16 protein-coding genes and 1 pseudogene are annotated in these 17,528 nt (G+C 45.2%); 2 read left to right on the top strand and 15 right to left on the bottom strand.

The genetic code is table 11. The annotated features are described in order from the left end of the window. Positions 1–25 precede the first annotated feature (25 nt). On the bottom strand, positions 26–871 hold the full coding sequence (locus ASG16_RS27385) for a histidine racemase CntK family protein (protein WP_056494058.1): 846 nt from the start codon (positions 869–871) through the stop codon (positions 26–28). Positions 872–1,157: 286 nt separating this feature from the next. Between ASG16_RS27385 and ASG16_RS27380 the strand changes: the two genes are divergently transcribed. Next, positions 1,158–2,375 carry an MFS transporter gene (locus ASG16_RS27380; protein WP_056494061.1) on the top strand — a complete coding sequence of 406 codons (1,218 nt, stop codon included), beginning with the start codon at positions 1,158–1,160 and terminating at the stop codon, positions 2,373–2,375. Between the two features lie 23 nt (positions 2,376–2,398). On the opposite strand, the gene ASG16_RS27375 is transcribed toward ASG16_RS27380, so the two are convergent. From ASG16_RS27375 to ASG16_RS27355, 5 genes and pseudogenes are all read right to left on the bottom strand, one after another. After that, positions 2,399–3,031, bottom strand: coding sequence for a YczE/YyaS/YitT family protein (locus tag ASG16_RS27375; protein WP_056494065.1), 633 nt, complete (start codon positions 3,029–3,031; stop codon positions 2,399–2,401). A gap of 107 nt (positions 3,032–3,138) precedes the next feature. Next, positions 3,139–4,959 (bottom strand): PAS domain S-box protein, encoded by a 1,821-nt coding sequence (locus ASG16_RS27370; RefSeq protein WP_056494066.1) that lies wholly within the window; start codon positions 4,957–4,959, stop codon positions 3,139–3,141. Between the two features lie 140 nt (positions 4,960–5,099). Next, positions 5,100–5,678 (bottom strand): cupin domain-containing protein, encoded by a 579-nt coding sequence (locus ASG16_RS27365; RefSeq protein WP_056494070.1) that lies wholly within the window; start codon positions 5,676–5,678, stop codon positions 5,100–5,102. 83 nt (positions 5,679–5,761) lie between these two features. Further along, positions 5,762–6,040 (bottom strand): annotated as a pseudogene (locus tag ASG16_RS31700) (hypothetical protein); the annotation flags it as partial. A gap of 173 nt (positions 6,041–6,213) precedes the next feature. Then, the gene (locus tag ASG16_RS27355) at positions 6,214–6,897 is read right to left on the bottom strand and encodes an MOSC domain-containing protein (protein ID WP_056494076.1); all 684 of its coding nucleotides are present in this window, start codon (positions 6,895–6,897) and stop codon (positions 6,214–6,216) included. Positions 6,898–7,024: 127 nt separating this feature from the next. Between ASG16_RS27355 and ASG16_RS27350 the strand changes: the two genes are divergently transcribed. Continuing rightward, the gene (locus tag ASG16_RS27350) at positions 7,025–7,921 is read left to right on the top strand and encodes a LysR family transcriptional regulator (protein ID WP_048032959.1); all 897 of its coding nucleotides are present in this window, start codon (positions 7,025–7,027) and stop codon (positions 7,919–7,921) included. Between the two features lie 88 nt (positions 7,922–8,009). Here the strand turns inward: ASG16_RS27350 and ASG16_RS27345 are convergent, their stop codons facing one another. From ASG16_RS27345 to ASG16_RS27305, 9 genes are all read right to left on the bottom strand, one after another. Further along, the gene (locus ASG16_RS27345) at positions 8,010–8,624 is read right to left on the bottom strand and encodes a MarR family winged helix-turn-helix transcriptional regulator (protein ID WP_056494078.1); all 615 of its coding nucleotides are present in this window, start codon (positions 8,622–8,624) and stop codon (positions 8,010–8,012) included. A gap of 110 nt (positions 8,625–8,734) precedes the next feature. Further along, positions 8,735–8,974, bottom strand: coding sequence for a glutaredoxin family protein (locus ASG16_RS27340; protein WP_056494081.1), 240 nt, complete (start codon positions 8,972–8,974; stop codon positions 8,735–8,737). A 213-nt stretch (positions 8,975–9,187) separates the two neighbouring features. Continuing rightward, on the bottom strand, positions 9,188–10,876 hold the full coding sequence (locus ASG16_RS27335; protein WP_056494084.1) for a hypothetical protein: 1,689 nt from the start codon (positions 10,874–10,876) through the stop codon (positions 9,188–9,190). A 26-nt stretch (positions 10,877–10,902) separates the two neighbouring features. Next, a complete protein-coding gene (locus tag ASG16_RS27330; RefSeq protein WP_056494087.1) occupies positions 10,903–12,123 on the bottom strand; it encodes an iron-containing alcohol dehydrogenase in 1,221 nt (406 codons plus the stop codon). Positions 12,124–12,144: 21 nt separating this feature from the next. Next, entirely contained in the window at positions 12,145–13,671 is a 1,527-nt protein-coding gene (locus ASG16_RS27325; protein ID WP_056494090.1) for an aldehyde dehydrogenase family protein, read from the bottom strand. 167 nt (positions 13,672–13,838) lie between these two features. Then, positions 13,839–14,522, bottom strand: a complete 684-nt coding sequence (locus tag ASG16_RS27320; protein ID WP_056494092.1) for a response regulator transcription factor — start codon at positions 14,520–14,522, stop codon at positions 13,839–13,841. 93 nt (positions 14,523–14,615) lie between these two features. Further along, a complete protein-coding gene (locus ASG16_RS27315; RefSeq protein ID WP_056494095.1) occupies positions 14,616–16,199 on the bottom strand; it encodes a long-chain-fatty-acid--CoA ligase in 1,584 nt (527 codons plus the stop codon). A 93-nt stretch (positions 16,200–16,292) separates the two neighbouring features. After that, positions 16,293–17,105, bottom strand: coding sequence for an SDR family NAD(P)-dependent oxidoreductase (locus ASG16_RS27310; protein ID WP_056494098.1), 813 nt, complete (start codon positions 17,103–17,105; stop codon positions 16,293–16,295). A 21-nt stretch (positions 17,106–17,126) separates the two neighbouring features. Beyond that, positions 17,127–17,516 (bottom strand): MaoC/PaaZ C-terminal domain-containing protein, encoded by a 390-nt coding sequence (locus ASG16_RS27305; protein ID WP_056494100.1) that lies wholly within the window; start codon positions 17,514–17,516, stop codon positions 17,127–17,129. Between the last annotated feature and the right edge of the window lie 12 nt (positions 17,517–17,528).

Here is a 17,528-nt window from a genome sequence, read left to right as displayed (position 1 = left end):
CCCTTGCTAAATAAAATGTGAACCCTCAATCGGTATCGTGTATCTCGATGAATGCTTTGCCTCGTGCCACAATTCCGACTGCCCCCTCAATTTTCAGGCTTGTTACCTCTTCTCTTTGCCAAATAGCCGTTACATGAATCGTGCCTCCCGGTTGCCTGATTGGAGCAGCGATATCGCCTTGCTTTTTCCACGCCAGATAGGCTCCAAGTGAAGCAGTACCTGACCCACAGCCTCTTTCCCAGATCATGCTATCTACTGGCGGAACAAAAATCAGGGGAGCCATTTCATTCGAAGCTGGCTGATACAATAACACCCCGATCAAATTCGCCCCTACAGTTACTCCCAGCAGCTTGGCTAAAGATTGTGCACGATTTCTTACCGCTTCACTGAACTCGTCCACTTCAATCACGATGTGAAAGAAACCAGGATACCTCACAATCACCATGTTGATTTCGTCGCCATCATAGTTGATTGATTGCTGCTCGATCTTTTTAGGAAGGGGCATCGAAACTTGGCAGTAATATTCGTCTTCGATTCTTTTTACTCGACAAGCAACGAAATGATCTGTACCCGAAGCTTCCAATACAATGTTGGTCCACTCATGATGCTGTAGACCATTTTCATGCGCGATGAACGTCGCTAATGCCATGCATGCATTACCGCAAAACTCACCCCCAGCCATTTGCAGAGAGGCTGCCGCTCCATCATGATTCGATTTTTCGATAAACCCCACTTGTTCAGCATGGACACTGTCGTAGGACATTATTTTTGAGGCGATCAGCGTATGCTCTTCAGCAGGATGATTATTTTTCACAAGAATGGTCATATTTTGTGTGGGATTAAACTTTATAAAATCGATTTCCCGTTTCATCACAACCTACCCTCTTACCCTATTTTTGATGAACAGATACTTACTTCACTTTAAACGTAATCATTACGATTTAAACAAGAAAAAAATAAACCGTAATGATTACGATTATTAACGAGTAAATCATAACCACAATTTGGTTATCTGTCAACTGCGCAATTCAAACAGGTCAGTCAAGCATGCAAAAAGAATACCTTGACTTAACAAAGTAGAACAGGTAATCTTTACCCGCTACTATAAACGACAGTTTCACCGGAATTTTATACTGGAGAAAGGTTGTATTGACTTCATGGACTTATCTCACACTACTACCAAGAAACAGGCCAACAAGGAAAAGTCTTCTATCTCTTTGCTCTCTCTTACCGTGGGCTCTTTTGCCATTGGGATGACGGAATTTGTCATTATGGGGCTTTTGCCGAATGTTGCAGAGGATTTGGGGGTTAGTATCTCTTCCGCGGGTCAACTCATTACTATGTATGCGCTAGGGGTAGCCGTCGGTGCACCGATACTGACAGTCCTCACTCACCGAATTCCCCAAAAGAAGCTACTCTGTCTACTAATGGTTCTATTTATTCTCGGCAACGGAATCTCTGTTTTTGCTCCCAACTATGAGATACTGATGGGGGCACGCCTGATCACCGCTTTGACACACGGGACATTTTTTGGAGTTGGGGCTGTTGTAGCCTCCAGTCTTGTAAGTCCTGACAAACGTGCCGCAGCCGTTTCCATCATGATGGCAGGCCTGACGATCGCCAATATTATTGGTGTACCTTTGGGGACTTTCATCGGTCAGCACATGGGGTGGCGAGCCTCATTTGGCTCTATTGCGATCATGGGAATAATAGCACTCATCGGAATACTCGTTTTCGTCCCAAACATGCGGCAAAAAAGCACGGGGAGTATCACTGGGCAAATTACCGCTCTTCTCAAGCCCAAGCTCCTTCTGTACCTTCTGATTGGAGCACTGGGCAATGCGGGTCTCTTCACCGTATTTACGTACATTGCGCCACTGCTGACGCAAATTACCGGTTTTGCTGAGTATCATGTTACGTGGATTCTTGTCCTCTTTGGCTGTGGAGTGACCATCGGCAATATCGTGGGCGGAAAGCTTGCGGATTGGAAGCTGATGCCTTCCATACTCGGACTTTACTTTACGATATGCATCATTCTCACGCTGTTTACGTTTACCCTCTATAGTCCCATAGCTGCCGTTTTGACCATTTTTCTATGGGGCGCTGCTTCTTTCGCTGTATTTCCAGGGCTGCAAGTGCGTGTGATGAACCTCGCGCAGCATGCACCAGCGCTTGCTTCTACCTCGAGTCATTCTGCCGGAAATTTAGGAAATGCAGCCGGTGCTTTCATTGGCGGATGGGTAATTACTCATCTTGATATTACCTCCCTCCCATGGGTCGGTGCTGTGCTCGTAGCATTGGGACTGATTTTGGGAATCGCTTCCTATATGGCTGAACGCAAGCTGCAACAAAGTGAAAAAGGGTACTCCATTTGAGCACCCTTTTTCTTTTGCGCTGGTTAAGCCGTTCCGTACGGTTTTGCCAGGATTCGCTCCCACATCGGAATAAACTGCTTGATCAGCGGTCCGATCGCAAGGGCCGTCACAAAGGTTCCCACCGAAACGGGCCCACCAAGCAACAAGCCTAGCACCATGACCGTGCACTCTATACCGATCCTGACTTTACCGATGCCCCATCCCATTCGCTCATGTAGAGCTAACATAAAACTGTCACGAGGACCAGCTCCCAATCGCGGTGAAATATACATGCCCGTTCCGATCGTATAGATGAGCAGACCGACTACGAACAAAATCACTCGTTCTGTAATGGTCTCTCCTGTAGGAATCCAGTTCAGCCACATGAATAAGTCAATAAACAGCCCGAAGAAAAACATGTTTAAAAACATACCCACGTTAGGCCGAATCTTGCCAATGATGTAGGAAGCGAGAATGATCATGGCTCCTACGATCTGCGACCATATGCCGATGGTCAGTCCAAATGTCTTCTGTAATCCAATATGCAGTGTATCCCAAGGTGCAACACCTAAATGAGCCTCAATCATCATGCCAATGCCAAACGCCATGACCGCCAGTCCGATCATAAACACACTGTATCGAACTGCAAGCGGATGAAGCAGTACCTTCCTCCACATGATTTTCTCCCCCTCTAAAAATTCTGGCTTTTTCAGCACACATAGGTGGGGATTTGGTGAATGTTACCTGATTGCCAACGATTTGCGTATTCATTAGGTTCACCTTCCTATTTCGAAATGGGCAACCTGATTTCCACGATGGTACCCTTGTTAATCTCACTTGAGATGGTGATGGTTCCTTGATGATCTTTCATTATTTTATTGCTGACAAGTAAACCTAAGCCTGTTCCTTTCTCTTTCGTGGTATAAAAAGGTTCGCCGAGTCTAGGTAGCAGCTCTTGGGAAATGCCACATCCATTGTCAGTAAAGCGAATCAGCACTTGGTTATCATGTAGGCATATGGTTTCTATGCTGATTTCGCCACTCGCCGTGATCGCATCCAGGGAATTCTTCAAAATATTGATAAAGACTTGTTTTACTTGATTTTCTTCTCCTTTGATCGCTATCGGTATATCGCTAAATATTGTGTTAATCGAAATGTTGTTGAGATTCGCTTCCGATTCGAGGAACTTTACCACACTTTCAATGAGCGGGTGTAAAAGAATCCGCTTCACATGGAGCGTTTGCGGTTTGGCCAATACAAGCAGCTCACTCACGATAAAGTTAATGCGATCTAGCTCGGACAACATAATATCTGTAAAAATGGCGCCCTCCGATAGCGTTGGCCGTAAATACTGGATAAAACCTTTCAATGAAGTAAGCGGATTCCTTATTTCGTGAGCGATACTTGCAGCCAATTCACCGATTACGGACAGCTTCTCTGTTCTGCGGAGAAGTTCTTCGTTCTGCTTCCTCTCCGTTAAGTCACGTGTCACGTTGATGAAGTACTGATTTCCACCATCCGAGCTAAAAAACGGCATTCCTCTTGATTCAAGGTAGATCCATTTCTCGTTTTCTAGTTTGTATCGATACTCACATGTAATGGGGATATTGTATTGAATCATTGAAACAAATTGCTCACAGACGAGTGATGCATCTTCCGGATGTATGTTTTCAAAGATTATTTGGCTCGTACCTAACTTCTTCTCATGTGAAGGAGAGCTATACGATACGTGACCGTACTTATCAATGACGGAAATGAAGTCTGCCGTGTGCTCAGCGATGAATCTATACTGTTCCTCGCTCTTGCGCAAAGCTTCTTCGGAGTGTTTTCGCTCGGTGATATTGCGAGAAACGAATAGGAAGCTTTCGACCTCATTGTTCTCAGACATGATGGGTACACAACGCGACTCCCAATTCACCCATGATCCATTTTTGTGTCGTAACCTGATCTCCATTTGAATACTTTGGGGATACGTGGAGATTAAGGAACGCATATCTTTCACGATAGTAACATCATCGGGATGAATGTGATCAAAACTACTCGTTTGTAAAAATTCATCCGGTGTGTATCCCAAGTGGTGCTCGATAGAAGGAGATACAAAAAGATTATTCATGTGTACATCATACTGACAAATAACATCGCTCGTATGTTCTACGAGGATACGGTACTTTGCCTCGCTTTTCACGAGTGCTTCTTCCGCCATTTTGCGGTCCGTTATATCTCTGGCGATGACTGAAGTGCCTATGATCGTTCCTTCTGTATCCTTTAACGGAGAAGCTGTTAAACTAACCTGAACGATCTGACCATTTTTACGGTGACGCACGGTCTCATAGCCCGTTATATTTTTTCCTTCAAATTTAATCTCGTGGAAAATGTCCTTTGTCTCGTTAATGAGATCTTCAGGTACAAGACAGTACGGGTCATTCAGGAGGTCTTGATGTGTCCAACCATAAATTTTTTCAAAAGCACTATTCAAAAAAAGTATATTACCCTGCATGTCCCTAATTGAAATCGCGTCCGTAGTCGTTTCAAAAAGTGACTGAAGCAGCTCTTTCATGTTGAACTGTTCTTGTCTAAGGTCGATTCGCTCAGCTTCTTTATCCATAGGTTTATACCTTCCTCAAACGAAGATTGTGAATAATGTTAATATTCTATACCCGTTGAAAATATCCTTGAGAAAATATCTATCCCACTAAAAAATACCACCCCTTAAAAAGGAGCGGTATATTCTGGCACCAATACCTATTAACTCGATTCTTGCGTGCTTTGCTCAGAAGCCATGGCACTGGCTTTCGTCTCATGAACGGTGCCAAATGGATGATGAGGTGGCGCGTAGATGGAATATACTTTTAGCGGCGTATTACCCGTATTGATGATATTGTGCCACGTGCCCGCAGGGACCATGATAGCATCGTTATCATTGACTCTTTGTTCAAAATCTAGATGATCTTTGCGATCCCCCATCCGAACAAGTCCTTGACCTTCTTCCACTCGGATGAATTGATCCGTATTCGGATGATTTTCTAAGCCGATATCATCTCCAACATTTATGCTCATCAGCGTCACCTGCAAGTGATTCCCTGTCCATAATGCCGTACGGAACGTATTGTTTTGCTTTGTGGCTTGCTCAATGTTGACGACAAATGGCTTTGGTCCATAATCTCTCAATTCGATGGTATTCTGATAACGATTCCAGTATCGATTCCCATTCGCATGACCCCAGTTGTAATAATGAGGGCTCCAACCATAGTGAGAATGGTTGTTATTCCATCCGGCAAGCACGGGATAATACCATTGATAGTGATGGTAATAGTTGTTGTACATCTCGATCCCCTCTCCAGTGTAAAGGATTTACCCTTTAGCCTATGTGGCTACCTGATGACAGGTAACTATTCTGAAGAGCAATTTCAGATCAATAACAGCACTCGGATGAATCGAATTCGTTCGAGCAAATGTGATGATTTCCGTGCCTCCGGCGTAATACATGGGATTTTTCTTCCGTTTAAGCAGCAACTGAAACCATTCCACAGCTTTCTGAATGGAGGCGGGTCTCCAGCAGCGTTACTCAGACTATTAGCCAATGCTGCGGGCATGCCAATCAAACCATGTTCTCCGATGCCACGCAATTCGTAAGGCGCTTCCAAATGAGGTGTCTCAACGAAATTAATGAGGTACTGCGGCTCGCCATAATATCTTACTTTGTCTATTGCGATTGGAGGACGGTCTTCCAGTGGTGACCCTGTCAGTATCGGGTAATATCGTCCGGTTATGATCGCTTTTACACCTGGAGTGCAACGCTCCCGTACTTCCTAGCCTATATATATAACACTCGCTGTCCGTATTCATGAAATGGCTCTAGCTATGATTGGTTTCCTGTCAGCCTTTCGCGCGTATCAATTTCTATGCCGGATAATCGTTTGGTAAAGGTCGCTCGCCAATTTGAGGATAGCTCCTCTACTTCCAACAGCTTTTTCATGCCATCGATATTCTCTTTTTCTTGATGCATGATTCGGTTTGCATAAGAGACTGTTATCGCTCTTGGATGAGAAGAAAGTCTTGTCAATCCATCCATATGAGATACAAGCCCTTCTTTTAGCACCCGAAAATAAAAGCCAGTATAGCCGGTCTCTTGGACCTTAACCAACATTTCAGGCACACCGTAACGAACAGATAATTTATAACAAGGCTGTCTCGGTTGACTGACCTGTACGATCGCTTCCCCTAGCTGAAAGGTATCACCGATGCATACGTCCGTCTCAACTAATCCCCGAATCGTCAGATTTTCTCCGAAGGCACCGATTGCCAGCTCTCTCTGTAATTCAGCTTCCCAGAATGGGTAGTGCTCATAAGGATAGACGCATACCGCCTTCTCCTTGCCCCCATGGTGGACCAGATCTGCCTGTCCATCTCCCTCGAAATTCAAAAAGGATAGGTACAGAGGTTTTGTTGCAGGGGTCTTGTAAATACCGGTAGAAACCTCTTTGTTTTGATACTGTACTTGTTTGGGCTTACCTACATTCAGTGAAATGATTTCAATATTCACTAGCGATCACCTCATTCTTTTATGGAAATGCGCATTGCGCACTACTTTCATACAAATCGATAATGGTTTGTTCTATAATGATAGGAAAAACCTATTGTTCGATCATAAATCGTCGGAGGGATAGTCCTTGGAGCTCAAGCAATTAGAATACTTTATGGCACTGTGCCAGGAGTTGAATTTTACTCGCGCAGCCGAGAAATTGGGCATTGCGCAGCCCTCACTCAGTCAGCAAATCCGTCTGCTTGAGCATGAAATCGGCATGCCTTTGTTTGATCGCGTCGGCAAACGAACGGTTATGACGGAAGCAGGCAGAACATTGCTTCACCATAGCTACAATGTGTTTCATGAGCTGTCACAGGCACGTGCAGCGATTAGTGAGCTACAAGGCTTAAGCAGAGGCTCCTTAAAAATTGGCGTACTGCTGACGGTTGTCAATTATTTGCTCCCGCCCACTGTAATCGAGTTTCACCAGCGTTATCCGAAGGTTGAATTGTCTATTTTCGGGCTGAGAACCGGTGATATTTATGAAGGACTTCTAAAAAACGAACTTGATCTCGGCATTGTTTTTTTGCCTATGGAGCATGACGATCTGGAAACCATTCCACTCTATACGGAAAATCTGGCATTAGGAGTACCTGTAGATCATCCGATCGCAAAGGAACCGTTTGTTTCACTTGCGATTTTAAAAGACCTCCCCTCCATTTTATTGCCGAACACGTACTTTTTGCGTCAATTAATTGATGAAAAGTGTCAGGAGCTGGGCTTCTCGGCACAGCCTGTTTTGGAGATGACCACAATGGAATCGATTACGAATATGGTCGGGCAAGGTGTCGGTGTCACGGTCCTTTCGAAAGGCTACCTCGACTATATTGATGATAAACGGATTCGCACGATTCCGATCCAACAGCCTACTATCACGGCGCAAATCGGTATCGTTTACCGGAAAAACAAGTATTTGTGTGCAGCAAGCCGAGTCTTTATGGAGCAGTTACTTGCCACGGTAAAACACGATGATGTTCGCTGATTCGGGAGTCAAGATCAGTTTATGACGAGGTAAATCCTTGTTCAATAGCATCGTTGTTATCATTTCCATAGGTATTGCCTATCATTATTTAGTCATTCCCAGAGGAAATATGCTCGGGGCATTCTTTCAAGGATGCTTCATGCGTAAGGTACTTTTCAATGAACGCGCAATAATGGGGTGTATGGGAATCACCTGTATTCGGCCGAAAATGCATACAGCCTAGACAGGGCTCCGCTACAACGAGATAACCACGTCTCTGCATCGCTGTTATCACGGAACCGAGCCCGATCTCGAAATCTTCCAGTATCTCATCCGGAATCGAATGAAGGGCTTCTTCCAGTGTATACCCCCATTTTTCAAGGCTTGATGCAGCTTCTTTTCCCTTTGTAGTCAGTTGAAGCAGGGTCACTCGTCGATCTTCTTTTTTAGGTACTTTCGTCATGTGTCCTTTTGTTACAAGTCCATTGATGATCTTAACGGCTGTCACATGTGTCGTTCCGATTGCCTTGGCAAAGTTACCAATGGTAGCCACGTCGCTTCTCGTATAGAAAGTGAACAGTAACGCCTGAATTTGTACGGGTGACAATCCCTGTACATCACTTTCTGCCTGCGTCACCTTTTTAATCGCCTGGGACATTCGAAATAGAGCCATCATGATACGGGCTGAGCGATTTTCCTTACGTTGTTGGGGATCAAACATCATGAGCGTATCTTACCTTCCCTGTTCCATTCTTCTATCCATTGTAAATGGAAACATGGTCGTGTAAAAGCGTAGGAAAAAGGAGGCGCCCCAAAAGCACCTCCTTTTCTCATTTAGCCGTTTTTCACATCTTCCAAGCTTGCCCCAAAGTTAATGTGGTAGACGTTTTCGCCAATCACGAGAGCAGGTACTGATTGAATACCAGCCTTCTCTGCTTCCTCAATGCGGTTCCGCTCTGTACCAAGGTGGACAATTTCAATATCGAGCTTTGTTTGATCCAGGTAATCAAGGACGACTTGCTCCGCATCTACACATACTGGGCAACCTGCATGATAAAAAATAGCTTTTAACATTTGAATCAGCTCCTAACAATTTTACGTAGCATTGCTACGTATTTTATTATAGGAGCGACTATCTTTCGGAACAATTACAAATTCCCTATGATTATCATAGGGAACGACAATGAATTCCGAACTAGATCGAGCGACAAACTGTGGTCCATTTGAAAAAAGGGAAAAAGGTACCCATGTAAGTTTGACATGTGTACCTTCCTCATTACCTTTTGTTTATTTGGTATTAATCTTTAAGTAGCCTGTTAATCCACCGTAGACTAGATCCCCGTTTGGCAAGAGCTGAATCAAGGAATAGGCCCCGTTAAATGCCTGGCTATCCCCCAAGATTAAGCGAGTTTTGACCTCACCTGTGTCCCAGTCAACACCTGTAATCTCCCAGGCTCCTTCCACATAGCGATTGAAATACGCTTGATTACTACCAGCACTCACCATAGGGACTACCGAGGGAGCATTGACATGTGGATTCGCCCATGCTCGTTTCCACTGGTTTTTCTTCGGATCCCATTCAAATTTCTCGACACCCTTTGGTCCTGCCCGTGTAACACCAGACACAACAACGTTTTCAAGCTTCGTCGGGAGTTTATCAGGAAGGCTGTTGTTGACAACAAAGGCACCGTACCCTAAAACGGCTACCGATTGCTCCGACTGTGCCTCCTCCAGTTGGTCCTGCCCGAAATTCACCTTCATCTGCCCCGCTATACGGCGGGATTTTGTCCCAGCCTGCTGTGTAAAGTCAGCGGGGATTTCATCGCGCCAAAAGGCGACGATATTCATTACTTCAGAACCGTCTGTGATGACGACGAGCTTGTCTTCATCATCTCCAAATCCCATAAGAGTCGGGGTAGAGCCTGATCCAGCGTCAAGCTTGATACCACCTGCCTCCCCGTCCACATCGTACGCTGATTTCCAGGCACCATCCTCTGAACGATCACTCAGCTTCTTGCCATCCCAAACAAATTTGTGCATATAGTTGCTCGATACGACGTAGATCCCACCTTTTTCATCCAGTGCAAAGGAGTTCGAAATCGTTTCTCCATCCAGCTTGATGTATTGCGGCTGCTCTTGAAAATCCCGATCGACTACTCCAACTACACCGCCCAATGTAGCAAACACCAAATAGCCGTCATACGTCATATTCAACCCTAAAATGGCGTCTGTGAGCTTAGCGTTTGGATTGAGAATCTCCTTTGGCAAAGTTAACTTCCGTTTCAGTTCTATTTCCGAGTAGGGATCATGTGAGACCTTGTCGCCGAAAACCATAATGCTGTCATTGACGACTGTATAGAAATTCCCCTCGAAATCCATAACGGGATATACCCCGGAACGAACAGAATATTTTTCACCGTAATTAGAGAAATGGGTATTGATGTAATCGAGCAAATCTCGCTCACTAGTGAAACTGTCTAGCTTATCCGTTACGGCATTCGCTTCTTGAGGAGACAGATAGGGCTGACCGGGAATCTTATACTCGGCTATCAGCTTGGATTGGTCATTTTCAATCATGACTTTGGCGATACGGTTATTGTTTGCCAGCCAGATCACCTGCTCACCGGTGGGGTAAACCGGGCCATTCACGTAGCTGATGTTAATGAGACCTCCAGGGAAACGCTGAATTTTCTCTTCAGGAATTTGCTTGATTCCAGTCGGACCTGGGATGACGGTTGCATCTGTCTGGGCAGGATTCCAATGGGTAAGCGCAGATGGTCCATCTACCAGAAACGGGTTCTTTGGAGGCATATTCGGTACCTTGTCATGACGTAACGGTCCTGTATTTTCGCCTTGTTTCATGCTCGTGACAGTCGTATTCACAAAATGAACGGTATTCGACTCCGCCTTGACTGGAAGTGCAGTGGAAGATACCAATAGGAAGCTGCTTGCCAACAGCAATGCTTTCATGTTCATAATGGATACATTCTCCTCTCGATGAGTTATGAATTTGCAGGAGCTGGGACGACCGAACCTAGAACTTGTTTTCCGACAGCGGCAATAACCTCCGCAGGAATGGGATATAGTGCGCCTACTGGATCGGCGTGCACGGCCCGAATCGTTTTTTCCAGATCATTGACAGTTGCATGGTAAGATGTAAAGTTATTCGGCAGCCCGACTTTCTCTTGAAGCGCTTTAATTTTTTGAACAGCCTCTTTTAATTTTTGCGCTGGTTCCCCTTCATTGCGAACTAGTAATGCCTCCGCCAATTTGTGTGCATGGGCTTCATAGAGAGCGGGTAAATTTTCCATCACAACAGGGAGTAATACTGCATTGGCCATGCCATGGGGAATATCATACAAGGCACCATAAGCATGGGCAAAGTTATGAACAGGCCAAATGAGCGGGGCGTAGCAAAAGGCTAAAATCGCCATTGTGCTGGCTTGGAGCATGAGCATACGAGCGTTTAGATTCATGCCGTTTTCCACCACGAGAGGCAAGTTCTCTTCAATTAATCGGATGGCATGGATCGCATAGGAATCTGTAAATGCGGTTGCATGGGGAGAAACCAACGCTTCGATCGCGTGTGTCAAGGCATCAAATCCAGTCGCTGCGGTCATCAGTGGCGGAAGTCCTACGGTCAAATCCGGGTCAAGTACTGCCATGTCCGGAGTGATGAAAGGATGCAACATCCCGGATTTGATATTCAACTTTTTGTTCGAGATCACCGTTCCCGGGGAAACCTCCGATCCTGTACCCGCAGTAGTCGGCACTGCGATATGCGGAATAGGAATATAGGTTGCTTCTGGCCAATTCATCACAACAATGCCAGCAGGAATCGCTTCTTGAATATCTGTCATTCCCTTATGAAGGGCGTACTTTACAGCTTTCACGGTATCCATTACACTGCCTCCGCCGACTGCTAATAAAGCATCAGCGCATGTTTCACGGGCATACCGGAGAGCTTCGTTGACACATTCCTGATCCGGGTCTGGCTTGATATCGACATAAATACCGACTAACTCTGGTCCGGCCCCTTGAGGAGTTAACTCGAACAGTTCGGCTACTTGCTTGACAACACCAGCTTGTTGCAAGCCTTTATCACTAAACAAAACCACCCGTTTTGCTCCCAGTCCCCGAAACAGATCAGGGATCATTACCCGGCTTCCCGAACCACTATGAATCACTGTACGCATCATATAAGCAGAATAAGTAGTCGACATACGACTCACCTCTTATCATTTTTAATGAAGATTAGGGAAAAGAAGGCGGTACACCGTTTTTTTCTCCAGCTCCGTTACCAGAGAGGTATGGACATGCTTGACTTCGGTATATGCATCCAAGCAGTGTCTGCCCAGCTCACGCCCGAGACCACTTTGCTTGTATCCGCCGAATGGAGCGTCATTGCGAAGAATATGCCAGTCATTGATCCAAACTGTACCAGCTCGTAGCTTTCGGGCCACATGATAGGCCTTGTTCACATCTTTGGTCCAAACTCCGGCAGCCAAGCCATAAATTGTGTCATTCGCCATTCGAATTGCTTCATCCATGTCGGAATAACGGATGACACATAAGACTGGGCCAAAGATTTCTTCCTGAGCAATTTTCATATCGTTCGTTACATTGGAAAAAATGGTTGGTTCAATAAAATGACCATTTTCGCATCCTGGCACGGTGACTTCTTTTCCACCGCAAACGAGCGTTGCACCTTCAGCTAACCCTGCTTCAATATAAGAGAGGATGGTTTCTTTTTGCTGTTTCGAGATGACTGGACCAACATCCGTAGATTCATCTAAGGGATGTCCAATGTTAAGTTTACTTGCCCACTTCACAAGCCCTTCTATTACTTCATCGTAAATACGGTCCGGTACAAAAAGCCGCGTTCCCGATTCACATAATTGACCTGAATGGAAGAATACACCCAAAAGACTGCCTGGCAGAGCGATATTCAGATCGGCATCCTCCAAAAGGATATTGGGTGATTTTCCGCCTAACTCCAATGTCGTATTCTTTATGGTCTCTGCTGACAATTGCATGATTCTTCGCCCTACTTCAGTTGACCCAGTAAACGTAATCTTGCTTACCTTGGGATGTTGAGCGAGCGTCTCTCCGACTTCTCGACCAGGTCCAGGAACGACGTTAATGACTCCTGGAGGAACTACTTCTGAAATGATTTCCGCTAACTTTAGCGTAGAGAGAGGTGTATGACTGGCGGGTTTAACCACGATCGTGTTCCCCATCGCTAATGCGGGGGCGATTTTAAAGCCGGCAAGCATTAACGGCATATTCCAAGGGGTAATGGCGGCGCAAACTCCCACTGGCTCCCGCCACACAAAATTATGCGCAGGTCCCGGAAAAGGAGGTACAGGCAAGGCTTCCGAATAGGGATAATCGAGGATAAATCTGCCCAACGTTTGAAACAGATCAGCAAGCATGAGAATATCAAAATTTTTCAGTCGCCGTATCGTGGCACCCGAACTAATCAGCTCCAAGTAAGCGAGCTCCTCGGCGTGCTCGGCAATTTTCAGACTGATGGTAACCATAATCTGGGACCTTTCTTTCGGGCTCATCTCACGCCAGGCCGGAGATTCAAAGGCCTCACTTGCCGCTTCGACAGCCAGCTCTATATCCTGTTTCGTACCTTTAGCCACTCGAGCCACTCGCTCACCGGTAGCAGGATGAAAAACGTCAAATGTCTCTCCACCAACGGAGTCAACCCACTTGCCATTCACAAACAGCGGAAACGATTTCACTTGGACATCTACCGACATTCCGATTCCCTCCTCTTCATCAACACCTTGATCTTCCAAGAGTCTGAATAGCAACACATAGATTAAGTGAATATTCATTTCGTTAATTTTACTGAATCCAAAAACATCTAACTATTCCTATAAAAATAGGGATTGTCATACTGATAGGTTTCCTTTAGGAAGGATTCTTATTGTATGAGATGTTGTCTCAAAGCCTCAGCCACCGCTTGCGTTCGATTCGTTACATTCAGTTTTTTTACAGCGGAGGTCATGTAATCTCTTACGGTAAACTCACTAATTTCTAGCAATGCGGCAATTTCTTTATAAGAATAGCCGTCAGCAGAATGCTGGAGAACTTCGATTTCCCGTTTGCTTATAGGCTGGAAAGGTTTGGCATACAGAGAGGAAAGAATTTGACTGGATAGAAAAAAATAAGATTTGATAGATTGGAGCATCTGCTCATTGCAAGGTTGAGCATTTTGATATTGATCAAGAACCACAAATCCTTGAACCGTATTGGCATAACATAAGGGAACGATCCAAAACGTAGAAAAATGAAATTGCTCCATATATTTCACTGGGACTTGGCTTTTTTCTGCATTCATGACACAAATTGCTTGCTTTTTTAACGCTGCTTTCAAAACATTCGGCAAGTTTCTTATATCATCTCGTTGATTACTTAGTAGAAGCGTATCCTTTTCCTTGGTAACAAAAAGCTCGGTAATAAAATGGAGGGGGGAAAAAGCAAGGAGACTGATCCTGGAAAATGAAAAAAAATGTTGCCCTCCTTCCAAAATCATTTTCGTTTTTTCATTCCGGTCAGAGATGTCTTGCAAATCTGCAAGATATCTTCTTACTTTTGGATCGATCATTGCCTCTCCTCTCCTTTTTCCCGTACGACATACTTATCTCATCAACAAAAAGGTCCGATATTCCTCATTTCGGACCTTTTGTAGCTTCCTCATTCAATTAACCCGCCGTTTTTGGGATTTCCAGTATTGATCTCGCAACGAGCGTTTTAAAATTTTACCGGCCCCGCTTTTCGGCAGCTCCTGCAAAAAATCAATCGATTTCGGTACTTTATAGTTAGCCAATCGCTGGCGAGTGAATGATAAAATATCCTCCTCCGTTGCTTCGTGATTCTGCCTCAGCACGATGGCGGCTTTTACAGCTTCTCCCCAGCGCTCATCAGGGACACCAAAGACAGCGCATTCCAATACAGCGGGATGTGAAAAGAGCACCTGCTCCACTTCTACGGAATAAACGTTTTCACCGCCTGTGATAATCATATCCTTGGCTCGGTCTACAACATAGAAGTATTCATCCTCATCCTTGTAACCCATATCTCCAGTATAATACCATCCGTTTCGAAGGGCTTGTGTTGTCTCCGCAGGCAGGTTCCAGTAGCCCTTCATAATGTTAGCGCCACGGGCAATAATCTCACCGACTTGACCAATGACTGCCTCTTCCCCTAACGAATTGATCACCTTCAGCTCCACGCTTTGTATCGCCTGACCACAAGAAGAGAGGCGTCTTTCGTTTTTTTCGGTCCCATCCATAACATGATCCTTCGCTTTTAACAATGTCAGGATTGGCGAAGCTTCAGTCATCCCGTACGCTTGGAAAAAGCGTGCAGCGGGCAACGTTTTGAACGCTCTTTTCAGTAACTCGACGGGCATTGGTGAAGCTCCATAAAGAATCGTTTGCAAAGAACGAAGATCAAATTGATCAAAGTCCTTATCCGATAACAGCATATTAATCATGGTTGGTACCAGCATACTGATGGTTACTTTCTCGTCCTGAATGGCTTGTAGCGTCTTCGTTGGCGTAAACATACGTACTATCACATGTGTCCCACCCGTCAGAGTGATCGCAAATGTGGATGCTTGGTCGGCCAAATGAAACATAGGCGCTGCATGAAGATAGACATCCTGTTCCTTATAATCTAAATTCGTCAGTACATGAAAGGCATTCACAACCAAATTCTTGTGGGTTAACATGACCCCTTTTGCTCGTCCAGTTGTTCCACCAGTATAGAACAAACCAGCTACATCGTCTTCATCGACATCTTCATACGTGAGATGTTCGATCGAATATTCCTCGAGCTTGTCTTCGTAGGAAAGTATCCCGTCATTTGCGTGTGATTCGGTAACAGCCTTGTCTTCCGCCAGAATCACTGTGGTTAAACTCGCGACATTTGCTCGTAATAGAGGAATGATAGGGAAAAACTCCTTGTGTATAAAGAGAACCTCAATCCCTGCATCATTCAGAACATAAATATTCTCTTCAGGGGTAAAACGTATATTGAGCGGAACTACGATTGCTCCTAATGCGGTTATTCCATAAATCAGCTCCATAAAACGAAAATCATTCAACATTAGGAGGCCAACACGATCGCCTTTCTTGACCCCGATATCCACCAATGACTGTTTCAATTGAGCTGTTCGCTTCGCTAATTGTTTGTAGCTGAACCTGTTTGCTCCATCGATCAGTGCCGTTTTATGCGGAACAGTTCGTGCTGCATACAATAACCCTTTCGTAATGATCATGGCAACCCCCTCTTTTTGAAAGAATCTAAGCAGGTTTTAAATCAATACGAATACCTATCTCAATCATAAATCATTCCGACTCTTCTGTTAATTTTACATATAGAAACCACCGCTAATGTTCAGTACCTGACCGTTGATATAGTTCGAGTAGGGAGAGGCGAGGAAGAAAATGCCTTCCGCTGCTTCCTGCGCAGTCCCTGATCGCTTTTGAGGAATGGCTTGGGCGAACATTTGCTTCACTTTATCAGGAATGCCTACAGCCACGCCAGCGACGGTCTCCCCGTTTTCCTTGGACTGCGTGAGTCGCGTATCGATGACCCCAAATGCTACAGCATTGCAATTAACATGGAAGCTTGCCCATTCCTTGGCCACTGTTTTGGTCAACCCAATCAAACCGGCTTTCGCAGATGCATAATTCGCTTGACCAACATTCCCCATCACACCCGCGACAGATGAAACATTCACTATTTTACGATGCCTTGTTATTCCCTCTTCTATCTCTCTTTTTCCTGCGTCACGCATATAGGGGGCTGCTTCGCGAATTAAGCGAAACGGGACAACCAGGTGCACGTCGAGCATTTTTTGGAACTGCTCATCGCTCATCTTGTGAATCAGGTTATCCCAGGTATAACCCGCATTATTGACCAAAATGTCCAGTTTTCCAAAGGCATCTATCGTTTCTTTCACAATCCTTCGGGAAAAATCAGGCGCGGTAATATCGCCAATCACGGCAATAGCATCTCCGCCTTTATCTTTGACAGCCTGAACCGCTTCTTCAGCAGGTCCATGATCCAAGTCCGAAATAACGACTTTCGCCCCATGTTCCCCTAACATTTCTGCCAATGCACGCCCTACACCGCGCCCAGAACCTGTAACAATCGCCACTTGATTTTCCATGAGCTTCATCGTTATCTTCTCCTATTCCATTCATTGTTTTTTCAATACAGCAAATTGCCCCTTCAGCTTGACCTCTTCCTCTTTATTCCGCACCACAATTTCCCCTAGTAGATGTTGCTCACCGTCCTGCTCTTTTTCTCCGGTGATCTGTCCACTCACAGTGAGAAATTCGCCAGGAAACGTCATTTTGGCAAAACGGACTTGAAACTGCCGCAAATCCTTTCGGGGAAACCATTGTGTCAAGGCTTGCCCGGCAAAGCCCATAATGAGCATTCCGTGTGCGATCACTCCTCCAAGTCCTGCTTGTTCACCTACCGGCACAACGGTATGGATTGGATTAAAGTCACCCGAAGCACCTGCGTACCTGACCAATTGCGTATGGGTTATGCTAGGCTTTTGTAGATCTTGCAAGGTCACCATTGAACTCACCAC

Origin of the sequence: Brevibacillus sp. Leaf182 (genome assembly GCF_001423865.2) — a bacterium.
Lineage (GTDB): Bacteria > Bacillota > Bacilli > Brevibacillales > Brevibacillaceae > Brevibacillus > Brevibacillus brevis_C.
This window is presented reverse-complemented; position numbering and strand designations above follow the sequence as displayed.

Bases quoted from the DNA above. Each gene is read 5' to 3' on its own strand.
- ASG16_RS27385 (WP_056494058.1), bottom strand. From the start codon at position 871: ATGAAACGGGAAATCGATTTTATAAAGTTTAATCCCACACAAAATATG.
- ASG16_RS27380 (WP_056494061.1), top strand. From the start codon at position 1,158: ATGGACTTATCTCACACTACTACCAAGAAACAGGCCAACAAGGAAAAG.
- ASG16_RS27375 (WP_056494065.1), bottom strand. From the start codon at position 3,031: ATGTGGAGGAAGGTACTGCTTCATCCGCTTGCAGTTCGATACAGTGTG.
- ASG16_RS27370 (WP_056494066.1), bottom strand. From the start codon at position 4,959: ATGGATAAAGAAGCTGAGCGAATCGACCTTAGACAAGAACAGTTCAAC.
- ASG16_RS27365 (WP_056494070.1), bottom strand. From the start codon at position 5,678: ATGTACAACAACTATTACCATCACTATCAATGGTATTATCCCGTGCTT.
- ASG16_RS27345 (WP_056494078.1), bottom strand. From the start codon at position 8,624: ATGATGTTTGATCCCCAACAACGTAAGGAAAATCGCTCAGCCCGTATC.
- ASG16_RS27340 (WP_056494081.1), bottom strand. From the start codon at position 8,974: ATGTTAAAAGCTATTTTTTATCATGCAGGTTGCCCAGTATGTGTAGAT.
- ASG16_RS27335 (WP_056494084.1), bottom strand. From the start codon at position 10,876: ATGAACATGAAAGCATTGCTGTTGGCAAGCAGCTTCCTATTGGTATCT.
- ASG16_RS27330 (WP_056494087.1), bottom strand. From the start codon at position 12,123: ATGTCGACTACTTATTCTGCTTATATGATGCGTACAGTGATTCATAGT.
- ASG16_RS27325 (WP_056494090.1), bottom strand. From the start codon at position 13,671: ATGTCGGTAGATGTCCAAGTGAAATCGTTTCCGCTGTTTGTGAATGGC.
- ASG16_RS27320 (WP_056494092.1), bottom strand. From the start codon at position 14,522: ATGATCGATCCAAAAGTAAGAAGATATCTTGCAGATTTGCAAGACATC.
- ASG16_RS27315 (WP_056494095.1), bottom strand. From the start codon at position 16,199: ATGATCATTACGAAAGGGTTATTGTATGCAGCACGAACTGTTCCGCAT.
- ASG16_RS27310 (WP_056494098.1), bottom strand. From the start codon at position 17,105: ATGAAGCTCATGGAAAATCAAGTGGCGATTGTTACAGGTTCTGGGCGC.
- ASG16_RS27305 (WP_056494100.1), bottom strand. From the start codon at position 17,516: ATGGTGACCTTGCAAGATCTACAAAAGCCTAGCATAACCCATACGCAA.